14 protein-coding genes are annotated in these 19,013 nt (G+C 44.2%); 8 read left to right on the top strand and 6 right to left on the bottom strand.

All coding sequences use genetic code 11. From position 1 onward, the window contains the following. Positions 1 to 11: 11 nt before the first annotated feature. From mnmG to asnC, 3 genes are all read right to left on the bottom strand, one after another. Complete coding sequence (gene mnmG / locus Xentx_RS03850) at positions 12 to 1,901, bottom strand: tRNA uridine-5-carboxymethylaminomethyl(34) synthesis enzyme MnmG (RefSeq protein ID WP_074018964.1); 1,890 nt, start codon at positions 1,899 to 1,901, stop codon at positions 12 to 14. A 375-nt stretch (positions 1,902 to 2,276) separates the two neighbouring features. Next, positions 2,277 to 2,717, bottom strand: a complete 441-nt coding sequence (gene mioC / locus Xentx_RS03845; protein ID WP_074018963.1) for an FMN-binding protein MioC — start codon at positions 2,715 to 2,717, stop codon at positions 2,277 to 2,279. Between the two features lie 91 nt (positions 2,718 to 2,808). Next, a complete protein-coding gene (gene asnC, locus Xentx_RS03840) occupies positions 2,809 to 3,270 on the bottom strand; it encodes a transcriptional regulator AsnC (protein WP_074018962.1) in 462 nt (153 codons plus the stop codon). Between the two features lie 165 nt (positions 3,271 to 3,435). On the opposite strand from asnC, the gene asnA reads away from it, so the two are divergent. After that, positions 3,436 to 4,428, top strand: coding sequence for an aspartate--ammonia ligase (asnA, locus tag Xentx_RS03835; protein ID WP_074018961.1), 993 nt, complete (start codon positions 3,436 to 3,438; stop codon positions 4,426 to 4,428). A gap of 3 nt (positions 4,429 to 4,431) precedes the next feature. Here asnA and viaA read toward each other — a convergent pair whose 3' ends face one another. Beyond that, entirely contained in the window at positions 4,432 to 5,892 is a 1,461-nt protein-coding gene (gene viaA, locus Xentx_RS03830; protein WP_074018960.1) for an ATPase RavA stimulator ViaA, read from the bottom strand. Between the two features lie 130 nt (positions 5,893 to 6,022). Here viaA and Xentx_RS03825 point away from each other — a divergent pair, with 130 nt between their 5' ends. Continuing rightward, complete coding sequence (locus Xentx_RS03825) at positions 6,023 to 9,502, top strand: DEAD/DEAH box helicase (protein WP_074018959.1); 3,480 nt, start codon at positions 6,023 to 6,025, stop codon at positions 9,500 to 9,502. A gap of 62 nt (positions 9,503 to 9,564) precedes the next feature. Here the strand turns inward: Xentx_RS03825 and ravA are convergent, their stop codons facing one another. Further along, complete coding sequence (gene ravA / locus Xentx_RS03820; protein ID WP_074018958.1) at positions 9,565 to 11,058, bottom strand: ATPase RavA; 1,494 nt, start codon at positions 11,056 to 11,058, stop codon at positions 9,565 to 9,567. Between the two features lie 275 nt (positions 11,059 to 11,333). On the opposite strand from ravA, the gene Xentx_RS03815 reads away from it, so the two are divergent. The 6 genes from Xentx_RS03815 to rbsR all read left to right on the top strand — a co-directional run bounded on the left by Xentx_RS03815 (position 11,334) and on the right by rbsR (position 17,008). Further along, positions 11,334 to 11,489 (top strand): RbsD/FucU domain-containing protein, encoded by a 156-nt coding sequence (locus Xentx_RS03815; protein WP_083600868.1) that lies wholly within the window; start codon positions 11,334 to 11,336, stop codon positions 11,487 to 11,489. A 114-nt stretch (positions 11,490 to 11,603) separates the two neighbouring features. Beyond that, positions 11,604 to 13,124 (top strand): ribose ABC transporter ATP-binding protein RbsA, encoded by a 1,521-nt coding sequence (rbsA, locus tag Xentx_RS03810; protein WP_074018957.1) that lies wholly within the window; start codon positions 11,604 to 11,606, stop codon positions 13,122 to 13,124. A 5-nt stretch (positions 13,125 to 13,129) separates the two neighbouring features. Next, a complete protein-coding gene (rbsC, locus tag Xentx_RS03805; RefSeq protein ID WP_074019111.1) occupies positions 13,130 to 14,101 on the top strand; it encodes a ribose ABC transporter permease in 972 nt (323 codons plus the stop codon). Positions 14,102 to 14,125: 24 nt separating this feature from the next. Further along, a complete protein-coding gene (rbsB, locus tag Xentx_RS03800) occupies positions 14,126 to 15,016 on the top strand; it encodes a ribose ABC transporter substrate-binding protein RbsB (protein WP_074018956.1) in 891 nt (296 codons plus the stop codon). Between the two features lie 64 nt (positions 15,017 to 15,080). After that, the gene (gene rbsK / locus Xentx_RS03795; protein ID WP_074018955.1) at positions 15,081 to 16,010 is read left to right on the top strand and encodes a ribokinase; all 930 of its coding nucleotides are present in this window, start codon (positions 15,081 to 15,083) and stop codon (positions 16,008 to 16,010) included. A gap of 2 nt (positions 16,011 to 16,012) precedes the next feature. After that, complete coding sequence (gene rbsR / locus Xentx_RS03790) at positions 16,013 to 17,008, top strand: ribose operon transcriptional repressor RbsR (RefSeq protein ID WP_074018954.1); 996 nt, start codon at positions 16,013 to 16,015, stop codon at positions 17,006 to 17,008. A gap of 12 nt (positions 17,009 to 17,020) precedes the next feature. Here rbsR and mdtD read toward each other — a convergent pair whose 3' ends face one another. After that, positions 17,021 to 18,406: a multidrug transporter subunit MdtD gene (gene mdtD, locus Xentx_RS03785; protein WP_074018953.1), complete on the bottom strand. Its 1,386-nt coding sequence runs from the start codon at positions 18,404 to 18,406 to the stop codon at positions 17,021 to 17,023. Between the last annotated feature and the right edge of the window lie 607 nt (positions 18,407 to 19,013).

Below are 19,013 nucleotides of genomic sequence, written 5' to 3'. Positions count from 1 at the left end.
AATCTGTCTCCTTAGGCGCTACGACGCAATAAACCTTGTTTTTTCAGCCATACCAGCAAAATAGAAATTGCTGCTGGAGTGATACCTGAAATACGTGAAGCCTGGCCAATTGAACTTGGTTTATGGTCATTCAGTTTTGCAATAACTTCGTTGGAAAGTCCGCTCACTTGTTGATAATCCAAATCAACAGGCAATGCGGTATTTTCATTACGTAACTGTTTTTCGATCTCTTCTTGCTGACGGGCGATATAGCCTTCATATTTCACTTGAATTTCAACTTGATCCGCAGCTTGAGGTTCAGTCAGCCCAGGAGAGAAACGTGGTAACGATGTCAACAATTCATAATTCATCTCAGGGCGGCGCAGCAAATCTTCACCGTTGGCTTCTTTTGACAGCGGTGTTTTCAACATCTGGTTGATATCCTCTAAGCTATCAGAGTGAGGATGTACCCAGATATTGCGCAGGCGCTGGCGTTCCTGTTCGATCATTTCAAATTTGCGGCAGTAATGTTCCCAACGGAGATCATCAACCAAGCCAAGTTTGCGGCCTTGTTCAGTCAGTCGAAGATCCGCATTGTCTTCACGTAGCATCAAACGATATTCAGCGCGGGAGGTGAACATGCGGTAAGGCTCTTTAGTGCCGAGTGTGCATAGATCATCGACCAAGACGCCAATATAAGCCTGATCACGGCGTGGGAACCAACCTTCTTCACCATTGGCATAACGTGCAGCATTGAGACCAGCCAATAATCCTTGCGCAGCCGCTTCTTCATACCCAGTGGTGCCATTGATCTGACCAGCAAAGAACAAACCGTGAATAAATTTACTTTCCAGTGTTTGTTTTAAATCACGTGGATCGAAAAAGTCGTATTCGATCGCATAACCAGGGCGAATAATACGGGCATTCTCCATGCCTTTCATGGAGTGAACAATTTGCATCTGAACATCAAATGGCAAACTAGTCGAAATACCGTTTGGATAGATTTCGTTACTGGTCAATCCTTCTGGTTCCAGAAAGATCTGGTGAGCGTTGCGATCCGCAAAACGCATAACTTTATCTTCGATGGAAGGACAGTAACGAGGGCCGATCCCTTCGATGATCCCCGCATACATTGGACTGCGATCCAAGTTATTGCGGATCACTTCATGGGTTTTTTCATTGGTATGTGTGATGTAGCACGGGATCTGCCGTGGGTGTTGATCGACATTACCCATGAATGAAAATACGGGTGTTGGGTTATCGCCCAGTTGTTGTTCAAGCTGGCTAAAATCAATGGTTCGTGCGTCAATGCGAGGTGGTGTACCTGTTTTCAGGCGAGCTACACGCAGAGGCAGTTCACGTAAACGGTGAGACAATGAGATCGCAGGAGGATCACCTGCTCGTCCTCCACTGTAATTTTCCAATCCGATGTGAATTTTTCCATCAAGGAAAGTCCCTACAGTCAGAACCAAAGATTTAGCTTTGAATTTCAATCCCATACGTGTAACAACACCTGTAACAGTGTCGTTTTCAACTATGAGATCTTCAACGGGTTGCTGGAAGATCATTAAGTTAGGTTGATTTTCCAGTGCTGTTCTTACAGCTTGTCGGTAAAGTACTCGATCCGCTTGTGCTCGTGTTGCTCGAACAGCCGGGCCTTTGCTGGCATTGAGTGTTCTAAACTGAATACCGGCTTGATCCGTGGCTTTTGCCATTAGGCCACCAAGTGCATCGATCTCTTTTACCAGATGCCCTTTACCGATCCCACCAATGGCTGGATTACATGACATCTGGCCCAAAGTATCGATATTGTGAGTCAGTAGTAAGGTTTGACGCCCCATACGCGCGGAGGCCATCGCCGCTTCGGTACCGGCATGACCCCCGCCGATAATGATGACGTCAAAGTGCTCTGGATAAAACATGTGCGAACCTTCAATAGTGAGAATGCTTCATATGCATTAGGGAGAGAATTCTACTCAAGTTTGGACCTCAGACCAAGAGGTGAGAGATCATCATTACTTAAAAGAAGATCTTTTTATTTAAAGATCTCTTTATTGGATCTTTTATTAGGATCACGATCATCTGTGGATAAGTGGATTTTCCATATAAAGATCATAACGCTGTAACGGATCATTTGCTGTGAATGATCCGTGATCCAACTCAGTATAAGCTGGGATCTAAAAGCTAAGTTATTCACAGCCACTCGATTTGAACTCAGTTGTTAAATGGATAACTACGGGTTAACCCCTGCTTTTCAGATAAGTTATCCACAGATGATCGTTATGTTTTTAATCGGATCAGAGTAACTTTGCCCACTCTTTGACCCATTCTTCGGCCGGATCTTCGGGAATTTCATGTTGCAGAATGTCGATTTCCAATCGATCGCCGATCCGTTTTGCTCCGTGATCTTCCAATAAGCCTTCCAGTGATCTTATCGCGCCACAGAATGTGTCATATTCGGAACTGCCGATACCGATTGCACCAAATGTGATATTACTGAGATCCGGTTGCTGTTGTGTGATCTCATCTGCCAGAGGCTGGAGATTATCAGGTAAGTCTCCAGCCCCATGTGTTGACGTAACTACAAGCCATAATCCTTCAAGTGGAAGATCTTCTAATGAGGGACCATGAAGCATCTCTGTTGAAAAGCCGTTATTTTCTAAGATCTCAGCTATATGTTCTGCGACATATTCAGCGCTACCCATTGTGCTGCCGCTGATTAAGGTTATTGTATTCATCATGATCCTTGCTAAATTAAAGAACAACTATTGTACGCAGTGAATCTATTGGGATCTACCTGTGGATAATGTGGTTAACTGATTTTTCGTTTTAAGGTTTTATTGTCCTCATTATCGGGTTTTGCAGGGATATCAATGTTTCTGTTGACTGGATTTCGTCAATCGTCTGGATCTTGTTGATAAGTACATCCTGAAGAGCTTCGATGGATCGGCACATGACTTTAATGAAAATGCTGTAGTGCCCTGTGGTGTAATAAACTTCAACGACCTCATCAAGCATATCGAGTTTCTTCAATGCTGCTGGATAGTCTTTGGCGCTTTTCAATATGATGCCGATAAAGCAGCATACATCGAACCCTAGTTGTTTGGCGCTGATATCCACCCTAGTCCCCGTAATGATCCCTGATTGCTTCATTTTTTCCACGCGGACATGAATGGTTCCCGGGCTTACTGCGAATTTTTTGGCTAATTCAGCGTAAGGTGTACGTGCGTTCTCCATTAAAGCGTGAAGTATGTCACGGTCTAAATTATCGATCTGATAAATTTCTGCCATTTTTAACCCCTGTTTTTGAATAATATTCATTTTTATAGTGTAAAAATTATCATTTATAAATCTTATGCAATATTTTTATTATCAGATATTGAATTTGTACCTCATTTTGTTGCTTAATCTATATCAACAGGACACAGGGCCACTAAAAATTTTGAGAGCTGCATCATGAAAACTTCCTTTATTGAAAAACAACAGCAGATTAGTTTTGTTAAATCATACTTTTCCCGTCTGTTAGAGAAAAAACTTGGCTTAATCGAAGTTCAAGGTCCTATCTTGAGCCGTCTTGGTGATGGTACTCAGGATAACTTATCTGGCCACGAAAAAGCGGTTCAGGTGAAAGTGAAAACTTTGCCGGACGATACCTTTGAAGTGGTTCATTCTCTGGCGAAATGGAAACGTAAAACATTAGGTCGCTTTGGTTTTCAATCTGAACAAGGATTGTATACTCACATGAAAGCTCTGCGTCCTGATGAAGATCGCTTGACGCCTATCCATTCTGTCTTTGTTGATCAGTGGGATTGGGAGAAAGTGATGGGTGAAGGTCAGCGTTCACTCGACTATTTAAAACAGACAGTAGGTAAAATCTACGAAGCAATAAAAGAAACACAACAAGCGGTAAGTAAGGAATTTGGTCTGGCACCGTTCCTGCCAGATCAAATTCACTTTATCCATAGTGAAGAGCTTCTGAAACGTTACCCTGATCTGGATGCTAAAGGTCGTGAGTGTGAGGCTGCTAAAGAGTTTGGTGCCATTTTCCTTATGGGCATTGGTGGTAAGTTGTCTGATGATCAGGCTCATGATGTACGTGCGCCGGATTATGACGATTGGACTACACCGAACTGTGATGGTTTCTTTGGCCTGAACGGTGACATTATTGTCTGGAACCCTGTTTTACAGGATGCTTTTGAAATTTCTTCAATGGGTATCCGTGTTGATGCAGAGGCTCTGAAACGTCAGCTTTCACTGACTGGTGATGAGGATCGCCTGCAATATGATTGGCACCAGGCGTTGATCAAAGGTGATATGCCACAATCTATCGGTGGTGGTATTGGTCAATCCCGTTTGGTGATGTTGCTGCTGCAAATGGCTCATATCGGTCAGGTTCAGTGCGGTGTCTGGTCACCTGAGATTGTTGAATCAGTTGAAGGTGTACTCTAAGTTTTAATTTCGCCACCTTCTTCGTAAACGGCTTGTAAGCCCGGTATCAAAACGCCAGATATGGTCGAATATCTGCATAATACCGGGTTTTCCATAGTGGGAAAGGGAGACCGCATGGAAGCGGTGTTGTTGATGCTGTTGCAGATTTTTTATCTGATGGATTAGGGAGCCCGGCAATCGTTGGGCAATGAAATCTGAAATAACAACAGCATCAGCATCTTCCCAAGTATTTTCTTTCATTTTTTTAACGGTTGCATCTAAACAAGATGCCAGATCGGTTCCTCCCCTAAATGTTTGCCCCAGAAAATGCATTGCTTGAGTTAGCCCATCCGGTGATGTTAAGTCATAATGGATAAGTTGTGTCGAGAACAACATAATATGGCAGTGACGATTATCCGCTAGTGCAATACGCATCAAAGCCAGACAGAATGCTTTTGCACACCGCTCATTAAACCCACCCATTGAGCCTGAAGTATCAACACAAACAATAAATGGACCTCGAGGCTGTTTTTTATTGTGATGATGATGAGTGACGGGCTTGAGCGTGGTTTTTGTTTGCCAGTTGTTTCCTTGTAAGCGATAGGACAGTAATTTTTTCTCCACCAGACGCCGATAAAATTCGTATTCCAACTCTTCAATACCCAGCATAGCCATCTCGGTGGGTAATAACCTTAAGATATCGTCGCTTTGCCTAATTCCGCTAATTTGCTCAGGTATAGTATCTGGCATTCTTTCGAATCGGGTGAATGGTTCCAGAATTGGGCTTTCTTTAGGAATTGATTTCGCTGTTTGACTGCGGCCGAGTAATTGTGTCAGTTTTTCCAGCTCAGGTTGCTGCTTAAGAAAGTCAGCATAGAGAGTAAAGAGTTGTATATTTTTCGTGGTCAGGTGAAGTTGTCCTTTACTCATATCCCATAATCGGCCTGCCGCATGATCATTGTGATCAAATAAGGGATCAAGGGTGCCACTGAGTGTTAATCGTTTCTGGATCTCTGCAAGGAGTTGCTCTTTTTCTTGTTCTAATAGTGTCTTGTTAAATGTCGTCGCTTGTAGGATCAAGCTGAGGTGCCAGCGTTGGATAAACAACATTTGTCCTGAAGAGGTGTATTCAGAGAATGCTTTGGATAGTATACCGGCTTCTTTGGCAAAGGGAGATTCGAGTTGTTGGAGTTTCTCTACGATGTTAGGTAACTGTTGATAGAACTCTGTCGTGTTAATTGTCTGCATGTATTGGTATAACTGAAATTCTTCGGCCAATAGGGCGGGGATCAGGGTCTCATTTATTCTTTGCCGCAATATTTGCTGCCATGCAGGAAGATCTTGCATCAATGCTTGTTTAAATCTTGGATGTTTTTCAAAGAAAATAACTAACTGAGGGGCACTCAGCAGTATCAAGATAATCTCTTCGATCAGCTCCCCTTCATTGACAGAGAGCAAGAGATCGAGTGTGGTCAGTGTTAACATGAAATAATCCCATTTTTGATCTCAGTTTCCCATTGTGGAGCATGTGCCAATGTTGCAGAAATAGTCATGTGCTTTGTCACTAACTCTCGTAAAATTCAGTCTATATTTTCTGTCTTCTTTGGTAAATAACATGAGTTATGGCAATTCTTGGTGGGGTAAACAGTGGCTGAACGCTCTCACTAATATAGATTATGACAACCGATTGCCGCGTGGGCGGACTTATGCTAATAAAGGTGCGGTCAAGAATCTGACATTGAAGGGAGGCACTTTGCAGGCTAAGGTTCTAGGTTCTCGTCCATTACCTTATCAGGTTTTAATTCAAGTCCCCTCACTGATCCAGAAATACGTCGATCGATTGCTTGACGCGTTGGTGGATGATCCTAGTGTGATCGCCCGTCTGCTCAATCGAGAATTGGATCCTTCAGTATTAGAGCAGGCTAACCGCTTGGGTATTGCCATCTTTCCATCCCAGTGGAAAGATTTAACAATGAGATGTTCTTGTCCCGACTGGGCAGTGCCTTGTAAGCACTTGGCGGCAACGATTTACTTGATCAGTCGTCAAATCGACAGCAATCCTTTTCTGGTGTTCTCCCTGCGTGGTGTGGATCTGATTCAGCAGCTAAAAGCACGAGGGATTAATATTGAGCACGAGGTGGTGGTCAGTGTGCCGCGTTTGTCGGCTCTGTTAATGGAAGATGAGGCGTCGGCAGAGGCTAACCTGCCGGATCCGATGGCGCTGGAAATGTTGGCTTATGCTGATTTGCCATCGCTGTCTGAGCCACTATTGTCGGTACTGCCAACACAGACTGTTTTTTTCCCTGACGGCGATCTGCGCAAGGTGATGCAGAGAGTACTGACGCGGGTGGCTAAGTTTGCCCGCAAGGTGTTGGATGGCAAGATTCTGATGGATATGCCTACAGTCACTTTGTTAGCTTCCCACTGCCCTCGTATCACACTGAGTCGGGAGGGCGATGCCATCATCAGCGGTGTCAATGGCCTGTATTCTATTGAAGAACTGGATACTGCGCTGGCACAACTCACACCAGCAGACTTACCGGACAGGCAACCAGAGGTGGCCGCACTGTTCCACCTGCGCATGATATCTTTGCATCTGTTGGCTCACGGAGCGGTGGTGCCACAGGTGTTTTCTGTGGCACCAGACGTTCTGGGAGTGCGTTGGTTACCGGCCATGCTTGATAACCGGGTTGCTGAACAGATGGAGCTTCTGGCAAGAGGCTTGCCGTCGCAATTGGCCGTGTTGAGTCGGAACCAGACTATTTCACCGATAATGCAGGCCTGCGCGCTATGTGCGGTATTTCTCGGTTATTACCTGCGAATGGAGTCGGATTATGTATGGGAAAAACCGCGCGACAATAAAATCTTGTCCCTGTTATTCAGTGGTGAACCAAAAAGTTTTGATGGTCCGGAGGAAAGTGCTATTGGCCCTGCTTTACAGACTTGGTTTGCTCGCTATCATCTGGCCGAACGGGACTATTCTCTTGTGCTGAGTTTGGATGAGGGGGCGTTCGGCGATTTCGAAGTGGGGTTGGCTATTCAGCCCAAATCAGCCCTTTTGACACCACCAGTTCCGTTGCACAGCGTGCTGACTGAGCAAGAATGGAGTCAGACGCGTTTCGGCATCTTGCAGACGGTCGTTCTGCTGGCTGAATTTTTCCCGCCCCTTAATGACTATTTGAGACAGGGAGCACGTTCTCCTATTGTACTGACGGCTGAACAACTTCCTGAGCTATTATTCAACACACTGCCTGTTATTCAACTGCTCGGCATTCGTACTTTGCTACCCAAATTGTTGGAGCGATTGTTACGCCCTCGGTTGTCGATGAATGTATCCAGTCGGGCACAGGGGCTGGGAAGCAATCAATTGAGGGTCGATGAAATCCTGACTTTCGATTGGCGGATAGCGCTGGGTGAACATTATCTGACTCATACCGAGTTCGAGCAATTGGTTCAAGGTGCAACGGGCATAGTGCGTTTCAAAGGAGAATATGTTTACCTCGATCCGGAAGAAATTGCGAGTTTGCAAGCACAATTGGACCGCCCCTCTAAATTGTCGGGCACTGAACTGCTGCGCACTGCATTGGCTGGCGAATATGGTGGTACACCGGTAAAACTCGACGACAACACGCTACAACTGCTGACTGAGTTGAGGGAGTCGGGTGAAGTGCCTTTACCGTGCAACCTCAACGCTACTTTGCGCCCATATCAACAACGCGGCTACGCTTGGATGTTGCGCAATTTACAGGTAGGGTTTGGCAGCGTTATTGCTGATGATATGGGGCTTGGAAAAACGCTGCAAGTAATCGCTACTCTGCTCAAGCTCAAGCAGGACGGCGCCTTAGAACAGTCTAAGGCACTGATAGTGGTTCCCACCAGTTTGCTGACCAATTGGCAGAGGGAAATAGCTCGCTTTGCGCCAACGATCAGCATTGACGTATTTCATGGCAGCAAACGTGAATTGGCCTGCGAACGGCCGGACGTCTTGCTGACTACCTATGGTATTGTTCGTAGTGCGGTAACCACGCTCAAAGTTATGTCCTGGCGGGTGCTGGTGGTAGATGAAGCGCAAAACATCAAGAACCCGTCGTCCGCGCAAACCAAAGCGATCAAATCCATTCCTGCTGCTGGCTATATCGCCATGAGTGGTACTCCCGTTGAAAACCGCCTGTCTGAGTACTGGAGCTTAATGGATTTCGTTAATCGCGGTTATCTGGGCACACTTAAACGTTTCGAGAAAGATTACACTACGCCGATCCAAATCAACCGCGATCGGCAGGTAGCGGAACGCTTTCAACGCATCACGGCTCCCTTTCTCTTGCGTCGCCTTAAGTCCGATCACAACGTGATCAGCGACTTGCCCGACAAGGTTGAGTGTGATCAATACTGCACTTTGACGGCAACGCAAACCGCACTGTACGAATCGGTGGTGCGTGAAGGTCTGCTGACCCTTGAAGCCGAAGAAGATCAGTTCAAACGCCAGGGCTTGGTATTACAAATGATTCTGGCGCTAAAGCAGATCTGCAACCATCCCGATCTGTACCTGAAACAACCTGCCAGCGATGCCATGACTTCCGGCAAACTCGGACGTTTGTTCGATCTGCTCGACGATATACATGCCAGACACGAGAAGACACTCATTTTCACTCAGTTCCGTGAAATGGGGGAATTACTGGCCCACTGGTTGCGGCAGCGCTACGGGCAGTCCCCGATGTTCTTGCATGGCGGCCTATCCCGCTCCAAACGTGACGAAATGGTGGAGAAATTTCAGACCGACCGCACTGAGCGAGTGTTTCTGTTATCCCTCAAGGCCGGAGGCACGGGTCTTAACCTAACTGCCGCCTCAAACGTGATTCACTTCGATTTATGGTGGAATCCCGCAGTGGAGGCGCAGGCCACTGACCGTGCGTATCGCATTGGTCAACGGCGTAATGTGCAGGTGCACCGTTTTATTACCAGTGCCACCTTTGAAGAACGCATTAACGAAATGATCCAGCGCAAGCGTGAGCTAGCGGATATGGTGGTAGGTAGTGGAGAGCAATGGATAGGCAATCTGGATACGCAAGCGCTTAGAGAACTGTTTGCGCTTGCTTGATGCATGACTTTATCCCAAGGGAGATGATATTTGTCGCTCCCTTGCAGAAGACCCACACGATATTACTTCCCCATTTTTGATTTCAATTGTTTCAGTTTTTCGGTTAATTGTAGGAAACTCTGCTCTATGCTGGCAAGCCAGTGTTCTTCGATAAATAAACAGGGTTGATGTTGATTAAACAGATGACGTTGTTGTTGAATTTCATCGCTGATAGATGCCAGATTTTCACGCCATTCTGTATTAGTGTTCTTTGTGGGACCAGATAGGCAGAGGACAGCGCTATTACGGCTAATATCCAGCACTGTAAGCTGGTTCTTTTCATTGATTTCGGCCGTGATAGTTTGAGGAAAACCAATGCCATTTAAACAGGCTGAGAGTTCTCCTGTATTATTTTTTAGGGCATTTTCCAGTGATTTTTTATCTAATTCAATGAAATTGACTTCAATATTATGTATGTGTAATGAAGGATGTAAAAACAGGACCAGTTTTTCATCTGTAATATTTTCAGGCAGTGAATAGAAAGCCCTGCGGCCAAACAGAGAGGATTTGGCGACTAATTGCAGGGGATGATGGTTATTTTCGTCTTGGTTGAACTGTACCCATTGCTGGTATAACTTCTCCATTTTTTGCATGAGGGAATGTTGCAGATAAGCCTGTTCTGTCAATAAGACATGTAAAAATTGGGACAAGAGTTTTAAGCTATCCAAATCGTGCCATAGGCAATCTTTTAATAGCACGATATCTAATGGAGATATCTCACTTCTGCCACTGAAAAAGACACAGGCTTGCAGTAAACGGATGGATTTTTTCCAACGGCGATCTGAGACATCAGCCGTACTCTCAGTCGCATTTACTTGTTGGCGTAATTGATAAATCAGTTCGAAGATATGATTTGGCAGGGATACATGATTGATCTTGCTTTGCCATTGCTGAAATTCATCATCGGTGATTTGAATATGGGTAGGCACGGGATTGCCATTTTCATTGTTTCGGTCAGTCAGTAAGGCTCGAAAATTTTTCTTTTCCTGAATCTTGTCTAGCCAGAGTCGGATCAACATACGATCGTAAAGTGCTTCCAGACTGCTATCACTATCAGGGAGTTCATTGGATGCTGTAACCAGTAAACGCATCGGTAGCTGTTCTTCTTGGTTGCCATTTCTGAATTTCTTTTCATTGATCGCGGTGAGTAACGTATTCAAAATGGCGGGCCCTGCTTTCCAAATTTCATCCAAGAAAACGATTTCGGCTTCGGGTAAATAACCTTCGGTAAGGCGCTGGTAACGTCCTTCATCTTTGAGTGCTTGAATGGAAAGGGGGCCGAAGATCTCTTCTGGGGTGGAAAAACGGGTCATCAGGTACTCAAAAGCGTGGGCATTTTGAAATGCAAACTTGAGCCGACGTGCGATAAGGCTTTTAGCTATTCCTGGTGGTCCAAGAAGAAAAACACTCTCTCCACATAAAGCGGCCAGCAGGCACAGGCGAATGGCTTGCCGTCTTTCATATAGTCCGCTTTCTAAATACTGACCTAATAGGGATATTTTCTCGACCAATCGCATAGTATTTACACCAAGGTTTGAATAGTTACCTTCCTTTATTTATAGATAAAATTCACCCTATGCAAAGGTTTTGGTGATAATTTATTAAGTTTTAATGGTGTGTTTTAAAAAATCGATTCAGCTTAATTTATTCAATAAGTTATTTTTTTCTTCTAATTATCATCTTCTTAAACGTTTCAATGATGATCACATTTTCGTATCAATCATGTTGTCTTTGATAGTTAGCTTTATATGATGGCCTTTTAGCGAAACGTTTCGCTAAGAGGCTTATAAAAATGAAAACTATCCCATTATCTACCCAAAGAATTGATTTAGCGCTAACCCAGGGAACACCCGATCTGTTATCTGTCTTTGATGTTGTTGTTCAGGAAGTACAAGTTGAAGCGGCCATTTTGGCCGCTGAAATTATTGAACACAATCGGTATACATGAACAAATCACCAAGCGTATTGCTGTTTTCGAAATACAACAGGGAAATGCAATAGCGATTAAAATATGTCAGTCATAGCATTCTGAAAGAGAAAAGTGTCACTTTCTGAGGTTATTATGAAGCCATTACTGGAGTTAAAGGGAATTGATAAGGCTTTTCCTGGAGTAAAAGCATTGTCAGGAGCTGCACTGCGGGTTTATCCCGGGAAAGTAATGGCGTTAGTCGGCGAAAATGGTGCCGGTAAGTCTACAATGATGAAAGTCTTGACCGGCATTTATACAAAAGATGCTGGCACGATCCGCTATCTTGGGAAGGATGTGGCTTTCTCTGGTCCCAAATCCTCTCTGGAATCGGGTATTGGCATTATTCATCAAGAATTAAACCTCATCCCCCAACTAACGATTGCTGAAAACGTTTTTTTGGGTCGTGAATTCGTCAATAAACTGGGCGTCATCAATTGGAAAAAAATGTATGAAGAAGCCGATAACTTGCTGAGGCGTCTCAATATCCGTTACAGCAGCCATCGGCTTGTTTCTGAATTGTCCATTGGTGAGCAGCAAATGGTAGAAATTGCCAAAGTGCTGAGTTTCCAATCCAAAGTTATCATTATGGATGAACCTACAGATGCCTTGACGGATACCGAAACGGAATCCTTGTTTCATGTCATACGGGAACTGAAAGCGCAAGGGTGTGGCATTGTCTATATTTCCCATCGTTTGAAAGAGCTTTTTAAAATTTGTGATGATGTGACGGTATTGCGTGATGGGCAATTTATTGGTGAACAACCTGTCAATGCCCTGAATGAAGATCGATTGATCGAAATGATGGTGGGGCGCAAGCTGGAGGAGCAATACCCGCGTTTGGATCTACCGAGAGGTGAAAAACGGTTGGAAGTAGAAAACCTTTCTGGATCGGGAATCAACAATGTCAGTTTTTCCCTGTTTAGTGGAGAAATTCTGGGGATCTCCGGTCTGATGGGCGCTGGCCGTACTGAATTAATGAAGGTGATTTACGGGGCTTTGCCAAAAACTGAAGGCAAGATCTTGCTTGATGGAAAACCGCTGACGATCCACAGTCCGCAGGAAGGGCTGACCAATGGCATTGTCTATATTTCGGAAGACCGCAAGCGTGATGGGTTAGTCTTGGGAATGTCGGTCAAAGAGAATATGTCCCTCACAGCATTACGTTATTTCAGCCGAAATTCTTGTTTCTTGAATCACTCCGCAGAACAAAAATCCGTTGCTGACTTCATTAAGTTGTTCAATATCAAAACCCCCTCAATGGAACAGACGATGGGGCTGCTCTCTGGTGGTAATCAGCAGAAAGTTGCGATTGCCCGTGGATTGATGACTCGTCCAAAGGTGTTGATCCTTGATGAGCCAACCCGAGGCGTAGATGTTGGGGCGAAAAGGGAAATCTATCAGCTTATCAACCAGTTTAAAAAAGAAGGCTTAAGCATTATTTTGGTTTCTTCTGAAATGCCTGAAGTGATGGGAATGAGTGATCGTATTCTGGTTATGCATGAAGGTCGTATCAGTGGGGAATTCAATGTGAATGGTATTTCTCAGGAAGTGTTGATGGCCGCTGCTGTTGGTAAACAAAATACGATGCAATTAAAAGAGAATGGTCAAGGATAATGGATATGAATTCTAGTATAGCGCCAGCCTCCCGACGTTGGTTTACGAAAACATGGTTGATGGAGCAGAAATCACTTATTGCGCTCTTATTTTTGATTGCCATCGTTTCTTCCCTTAGCCCCAATTTTTTCACATTGAATAACCTGTTTAACATCCTCCAGCAAACTTCTGTCAACGCTATCATGGCGGTAGGCATGACGTTGGTTATTCTGGCATCAGGAATTGATCTATCAGTTGGCTCTTTGTTGGCCCTGACTGGTGCTGTAGCGGCATCAATGGTTGGAGCAGATATCAATGCCTTGGTCGCTGTTGCTGGGGCTTTGGCATTGGGGGCCGCAATTGGGGCCTGCACAGGTGTGATTGTTGCAAAAGGTCAGGTTCAGGCATTTATTGCAACACTGGTGATGATGTTATTGTTGCGCGGAGTGACTCGGGTTTATACCGATGGGAGTCCGATTAATACCGGTTTCAGTGACAATGCTGATCTGTTTGGTTGGTTTGGTATTGGGCGTCCATTAGGAGTGCCTGCGCCTGTGTGGATTATGTCGCTGGTGTTTGTCGCGGCTTGGTTCATTCTTCACCACACTCGTCTTGGTCGTTACATCTACGCATTAGGCGGAAATGAATCTGCAACACGTTTATCAGGTATTGGTGTTGATAAAATAAAAATAATCGTTTATTCCCTATGTGGTCTGTTGGCTGCACTGGCCAGTATTATCGAAGTTGCCCGATTATCTTCTGCTCAACCGATGGCTGGAAGTGGTTATGAACTGGATGCTATTGCAGCAGTCGTACTGGGTGGAACCAGTTTGGCAGGAGGCAAGGGGCGAATTGTTGGTACGTTGATTGGTGCGTTGATTTTAGGCTTTTTGAATAATGGTTTGAATTTATTAGGTATTTCTTCCAACTACCAGATGATCGTCAAGGCAGTTGTTATTTTACTGGCGGTCTTGGTTGATAACAAAAGCAGTAAATAACCTTACCCTACAGGAAAAAATAATATGAAAATGAAGAAGCTGGCAACTATTTTCTCCGTCATGGCATTGAGTGTCACTATAAGTGCTAATGCACTGGCGAGAGATAGCATTGCATTGGTTATTTCAACCTTGAATAACCCTTTCTTTGTCACCATGAAAGATAGCGCACAAAAAGAGGCTGATAAGCTGGGATATCACTTAATTGTACTTGATTCTCAGGATAATCCAGCAAAAGAATTGGCCAATGTACAGGATTTGGCAGTTCGTGGCATAAAATTGTTGTTAATTAACCCAACCGACTCAGATGCTGTTGGTAATGCAGTGATCGTGGCAAATAAGGCGAATATTCCGGTTATTACTCTTGACCGTTCAGCGTATAAGGGCAACGTTATCAGCTATATTGCTTCCGACAGCCGTTTAGGTGCCAAAATGGCAGCTGATTTTATCGCTGGGAAATTAGGTAATGATGTCAAAGTCATTCAATTGGAAGGCATTCCAGGAACTTCAGGTGCGCGTGAACGTGGTGAAGGTTTTGGTCAGGCAGCCCAAAAGCACAAATTCAATATGTTGGCTAGTCAGCCTGCTGATTATGATCGCACAAAGGGGATGAATGTCATGCAAAACTTGCTGACAGCTCATCCGTCAGTACAGGCCGTTTTCGCTCAAAATGATGAAATGGCTCTTGGGGCATTGCGAGCGTTGCAGGCAGCCGGTAAAGAAGATGTGTTGGTTGTTGGATTCGATGGCACTGACGATGCTCTTAAGTCTGTACAGAGCGGTAAATTGGGAGCAACGATCGCACAGCGTCCAGATCAAATTGGTATCATCGGTGTTCAGACCGCGGACAAAGTGTTAAAAGGTGAAAAAGTTGATGCCATCATTCCGGTCGAACTGGGATTAGTTGTTAAGAAATAATCAACATTATTCATGCAGCCATTAGTTTTTATGGCTGCATTATTTTTATACAGGAATAAATGTAATGAGTATGGCAAAACTGGTGGTGATGGGTAGCATCAATGTAGATCACATCTTGAATCTCAATTCTTTTCCCCAACCAGGGGAAACAGTGAGAGGAGAACAGTATAAGGTTGCCTTTGGAGGAAAAGGAGCAAACCAGGCAGTTGCTGCTGGTCGTTGTGGTGCTGACATTACATTTATTGCTTGCGTTGGCCAAGATGACCTTGGTACACGTGTTTGCCAACAGTTGGTGAAAGATAATATCAATATCTCCTCAATTGAGGTTATTGAAGGAGAAACAACGGGTGTTGCTCTGATTTTTGTCAATCGGCAGGGTGAAAATGTTATTGGCATTAATGCAGGGGCGAATGGCAGGCTAACCCCTGATTATTTCCTTCGTCATGATCAAGTTGTCAAAGAAGCTGATGCATTGTTATTGCAGCTTGAAACTCCATTGGAAACAGTACAACTTGCTGCTGAAACGGCTAAGAAACATCATACCAAAGTGATCTTGAATCCAGCACCCGCACAGAAAATCTCGGATCGATTACTTTCGCTGGTAGATATTATCACGCCGAATGAGACCGAAGCAGAGTATTTAACTGGCATTGCTGTAAAAGATGATGTTGGGGCGGACAGAGCCTCTCAGGCTTTACATGATAAGGGGATAGAAACGGTCATTATTACATTGGGTAGTCGAGGTGTATGGCTGAGCGAAAAAGATAAGGAAGGGAAAATTGTTTCCGGGTTTAAAGTAAAAACGATCGACACAATTGCTGCCGGGGATACATTTAATGGCGCCTTGGTAACGGGATTGCTGGAAGGAAAAGAGATATTGTCGTCGATCCGCTTTGCACAGGCTGCGGCTGCGATTGCAGTTACGCGTCAGGGAGCGCAACCTGCGGTTCCGTGGCGGAATGAAATTGATGCATTTCTGTCTGAACAGGATTAACCGTGGCTACCATGAAGGACGTTGCTCGTCTGGCGGGCGTATCAACATCAACAGTGTCTCATGTGATTAATGGCAATCGTTATGTCAGTGAAAACGTGAAAAAGAAAGTCAATGCAGCGATTGAGGAATTAAATTATGCGCCGTCTGCTTTGGCAAGAAGCTTGAAAGTCAAGCAAACCAAAACCATTGGTATGTTGGTTACGGCCAGTGATAACTCTTTTTTTTCCGAAGTCGTTAGAGGTGTAGAAAGGAGTTGTTACGAACGGGGATACAGTTTAATTTTGTGTAATACCGAAGGTAACATTACCCGTATGATTAGCAGCATGGAAACCTTGCTGCAAAAGCGCGTTGATGGCTTGTTAATCATGTGTTCTGAAACCCAGAGGCTATCCAGTGACTCTCTTCGTCGCTACCCATTGGTACCGATGGTAATCATGGATTGGTCTCCGTTTGATACCTGCTATGACATTATCAAGGATAACTCCCTACAAGGGGGAAAAATGGCTACCAATTACTTGATCGGTCGAGGTTTTCGTAAAATTGCTTGTATCACTGGCCCACGTGATAAGACACCCGCTCGTCAGCGCTTGGCTGGATACCAAAAAGCAATGCAGGATGCTGGGCTGGAGATCCCCATGGGATATGAGATCTACAGTGATTTTGAATTTGCCGGTGGATTCTCATCAATGAAGCAACTTCTCCAATTACCTGAACCACCGGAAGCTTTATTTGCGGGGAATGACGCTGTGGCGATTGGCGCTTATCAAGCTTTGTATCAGCAGGGACTTTCCGTGCCGGATGATATCTCGATTATCGGATATGACGATATTGCAATCGCGCCTTACCTTATCCCTCCGTTGACAACCATTCATCAACCAAAAGATGAATTGGGTAAATTGGCGATTGATAGCCTGCTTTATCGAATGGACAATCCAGAAAGCGAACCAAAACAACTGATGTTGACACCTAAATTGATCGAACGAAGTTCTGTAGCTTAGCCGTTAACTGATTTATTTCTTCTTAATTAAGTTATTACCGTCTTCTTTGTTCAGTAATAGGAAAACAGTAGAGGAAATCAAGGTAATCACTCCCATCGTAATCAAAGTATAGTGGAAGTGGCTGATGGCTGAGCCATATTCCATTGACTCATAAAATCTCAGGACTGCCGCACTGACGGTCACTCCAAAACTGATGGATAACTGCTGAGTGATTGCCAGCAGGCTGTTACCAGCACTTGCATTGTTATCATTGAGATCAGCCAAGGTAATTGTATTCATAGCTGTGAACTGTGTGGACATTACCATTCCCAATATAAAAAGAGGGATTATCAAAAATACGATGGGGAGTTCCGGTGTCTGTAGCGAGAATTGTGAAATCATTATACCAATAATGATCGTGACCCAAATGAGTGTGTTTCGATATCCAAAGCGGGTCAATATATTGGTCACAAAAGATTTGGCTAAAATTGAGCCAATAGCATTCGGTGCCATCATTATGCCAGCAATTATTGCTGAAAATCCAAACCCCACTTGTAGCATCAAAGGAATAATAAATGAAAGCGAGCCAGTGCTTAGCCGAGTAGCAATATTACTGGCAATGCCGATTGAAAATGTACGTGTTTGGAACAACTGGAGGTTAATGAGGGGATTTGAGTGTCTTTTAGCATGGAAGATATACCCCAATAGCATAATGATACCGCCAGAAAATAAAGCGGGAGGAATATAGCCTGAAAATGAGTGATCCCCAAATAAATCAAAGCTGACCGAAATCATTACCAAACTCGTACTAAACAGCATGAATCCCAGAAAATCGAAAGAGCATTTGGGCATAGTTAAATTGGGCATATTCTTTTTGGCGTAAATGATACCTAATAAGCTAATGGGAATATTGATGATGAAGATCCAATGCCATGTTGCATAAGTCACTAATAATCCGCCGAGCATTGGACCCAAAATCGGACCTAATAATCCTGGCATGGTGACAAAATTCAAAATAGGTAGTAATTCGCTACGTGGATATGTTCTTAGTAAAGTCAGGCGAGCAACAGGCATCATCATAGCTCCACCTATGCCTTGAATAACGCGGGATATAACTAAGAAAGAGAGATTGTGTGACAGTGCACAAGCAAGCGAGCCTAAAGAAAAGAAGGAAACAGCATAAATGAATACTGTACGAGTGCCAAACCTATCAGCAAGCCAACCGCTTACAGGAATTAACATCGCTACAGTTAAGGTATAGCTGACAATGGCAGGTTGCATTGCCAGCGGAGAGTGATTAAGACTTTTTGCAATCGCCGGTAGTGCAGTGTTAAGAATTGTGGCATCTAAAGACTGCATAAAAAAAGCTATCGCCGCAATCCAAGGCAACCCCGACGTACTGCGTGCGGATTTGACCATTAGATATCCCATTTATTTTTTAATGATAGTTAGTGAATACATAATATCTTACTACATCGAACTCAAACCATTTGTTGATTGTTAAGTAGTCAACTATTTCCTCTAAGGCTAATCGATAGTTGCCGTAATCAATTGAACAACGAGCATTGTATAAGAATATTGTCTTTAATGATTGTTGTTTAAATCATCATTTTTGGTGCGTAAAACACACATAATTACCGTTTTTGTTGAAAAAAACCACGAGCAGGAAAGAAATTAAAAAAAACTCTTGTCAGTGCCGTAAAACCCCCTATAATGCGCCACCACTGACCGACGCAGCGCTGAAACAGGCCGCGCAGGACGGTGAGAGAAAAGCGAAAATAATCGCTTGACTCTGGCGGCGAAAAGCGTAAGATACGCAGCCTCGCAACCCGGAACAGACATCCGGTTGCCAACGCTCTTTAACAAGTTAATCAGACAATCTGTGTGGGCACTCGCAAGACACTTATCCAAGCCGAAAGGCAAAATGATTTAAAGTCTTGAAGAGTGACTGACAGTTAATTCATTACGAACTAACAGGACGATTCTTTGAGCATCAAACCTTTAATTGAAGAGTTTGATCATGGCT

The sequence above is a fragment of the Xenorhabdus thuongxuanensis genome, assembly GCF_001908095.1.
In the GTDB taxonomy this organism is placed as follows: Bacteria; Pseudomonadota; Gammaproteobacteria; order Enterobacterales; family Enterobacteriaceae; genus Xenorhabdus; species Xenorhabdus thuongxuanensis.
This window is presented reverse-complemented; position numbering and strand designations above follow the sequence as displayed.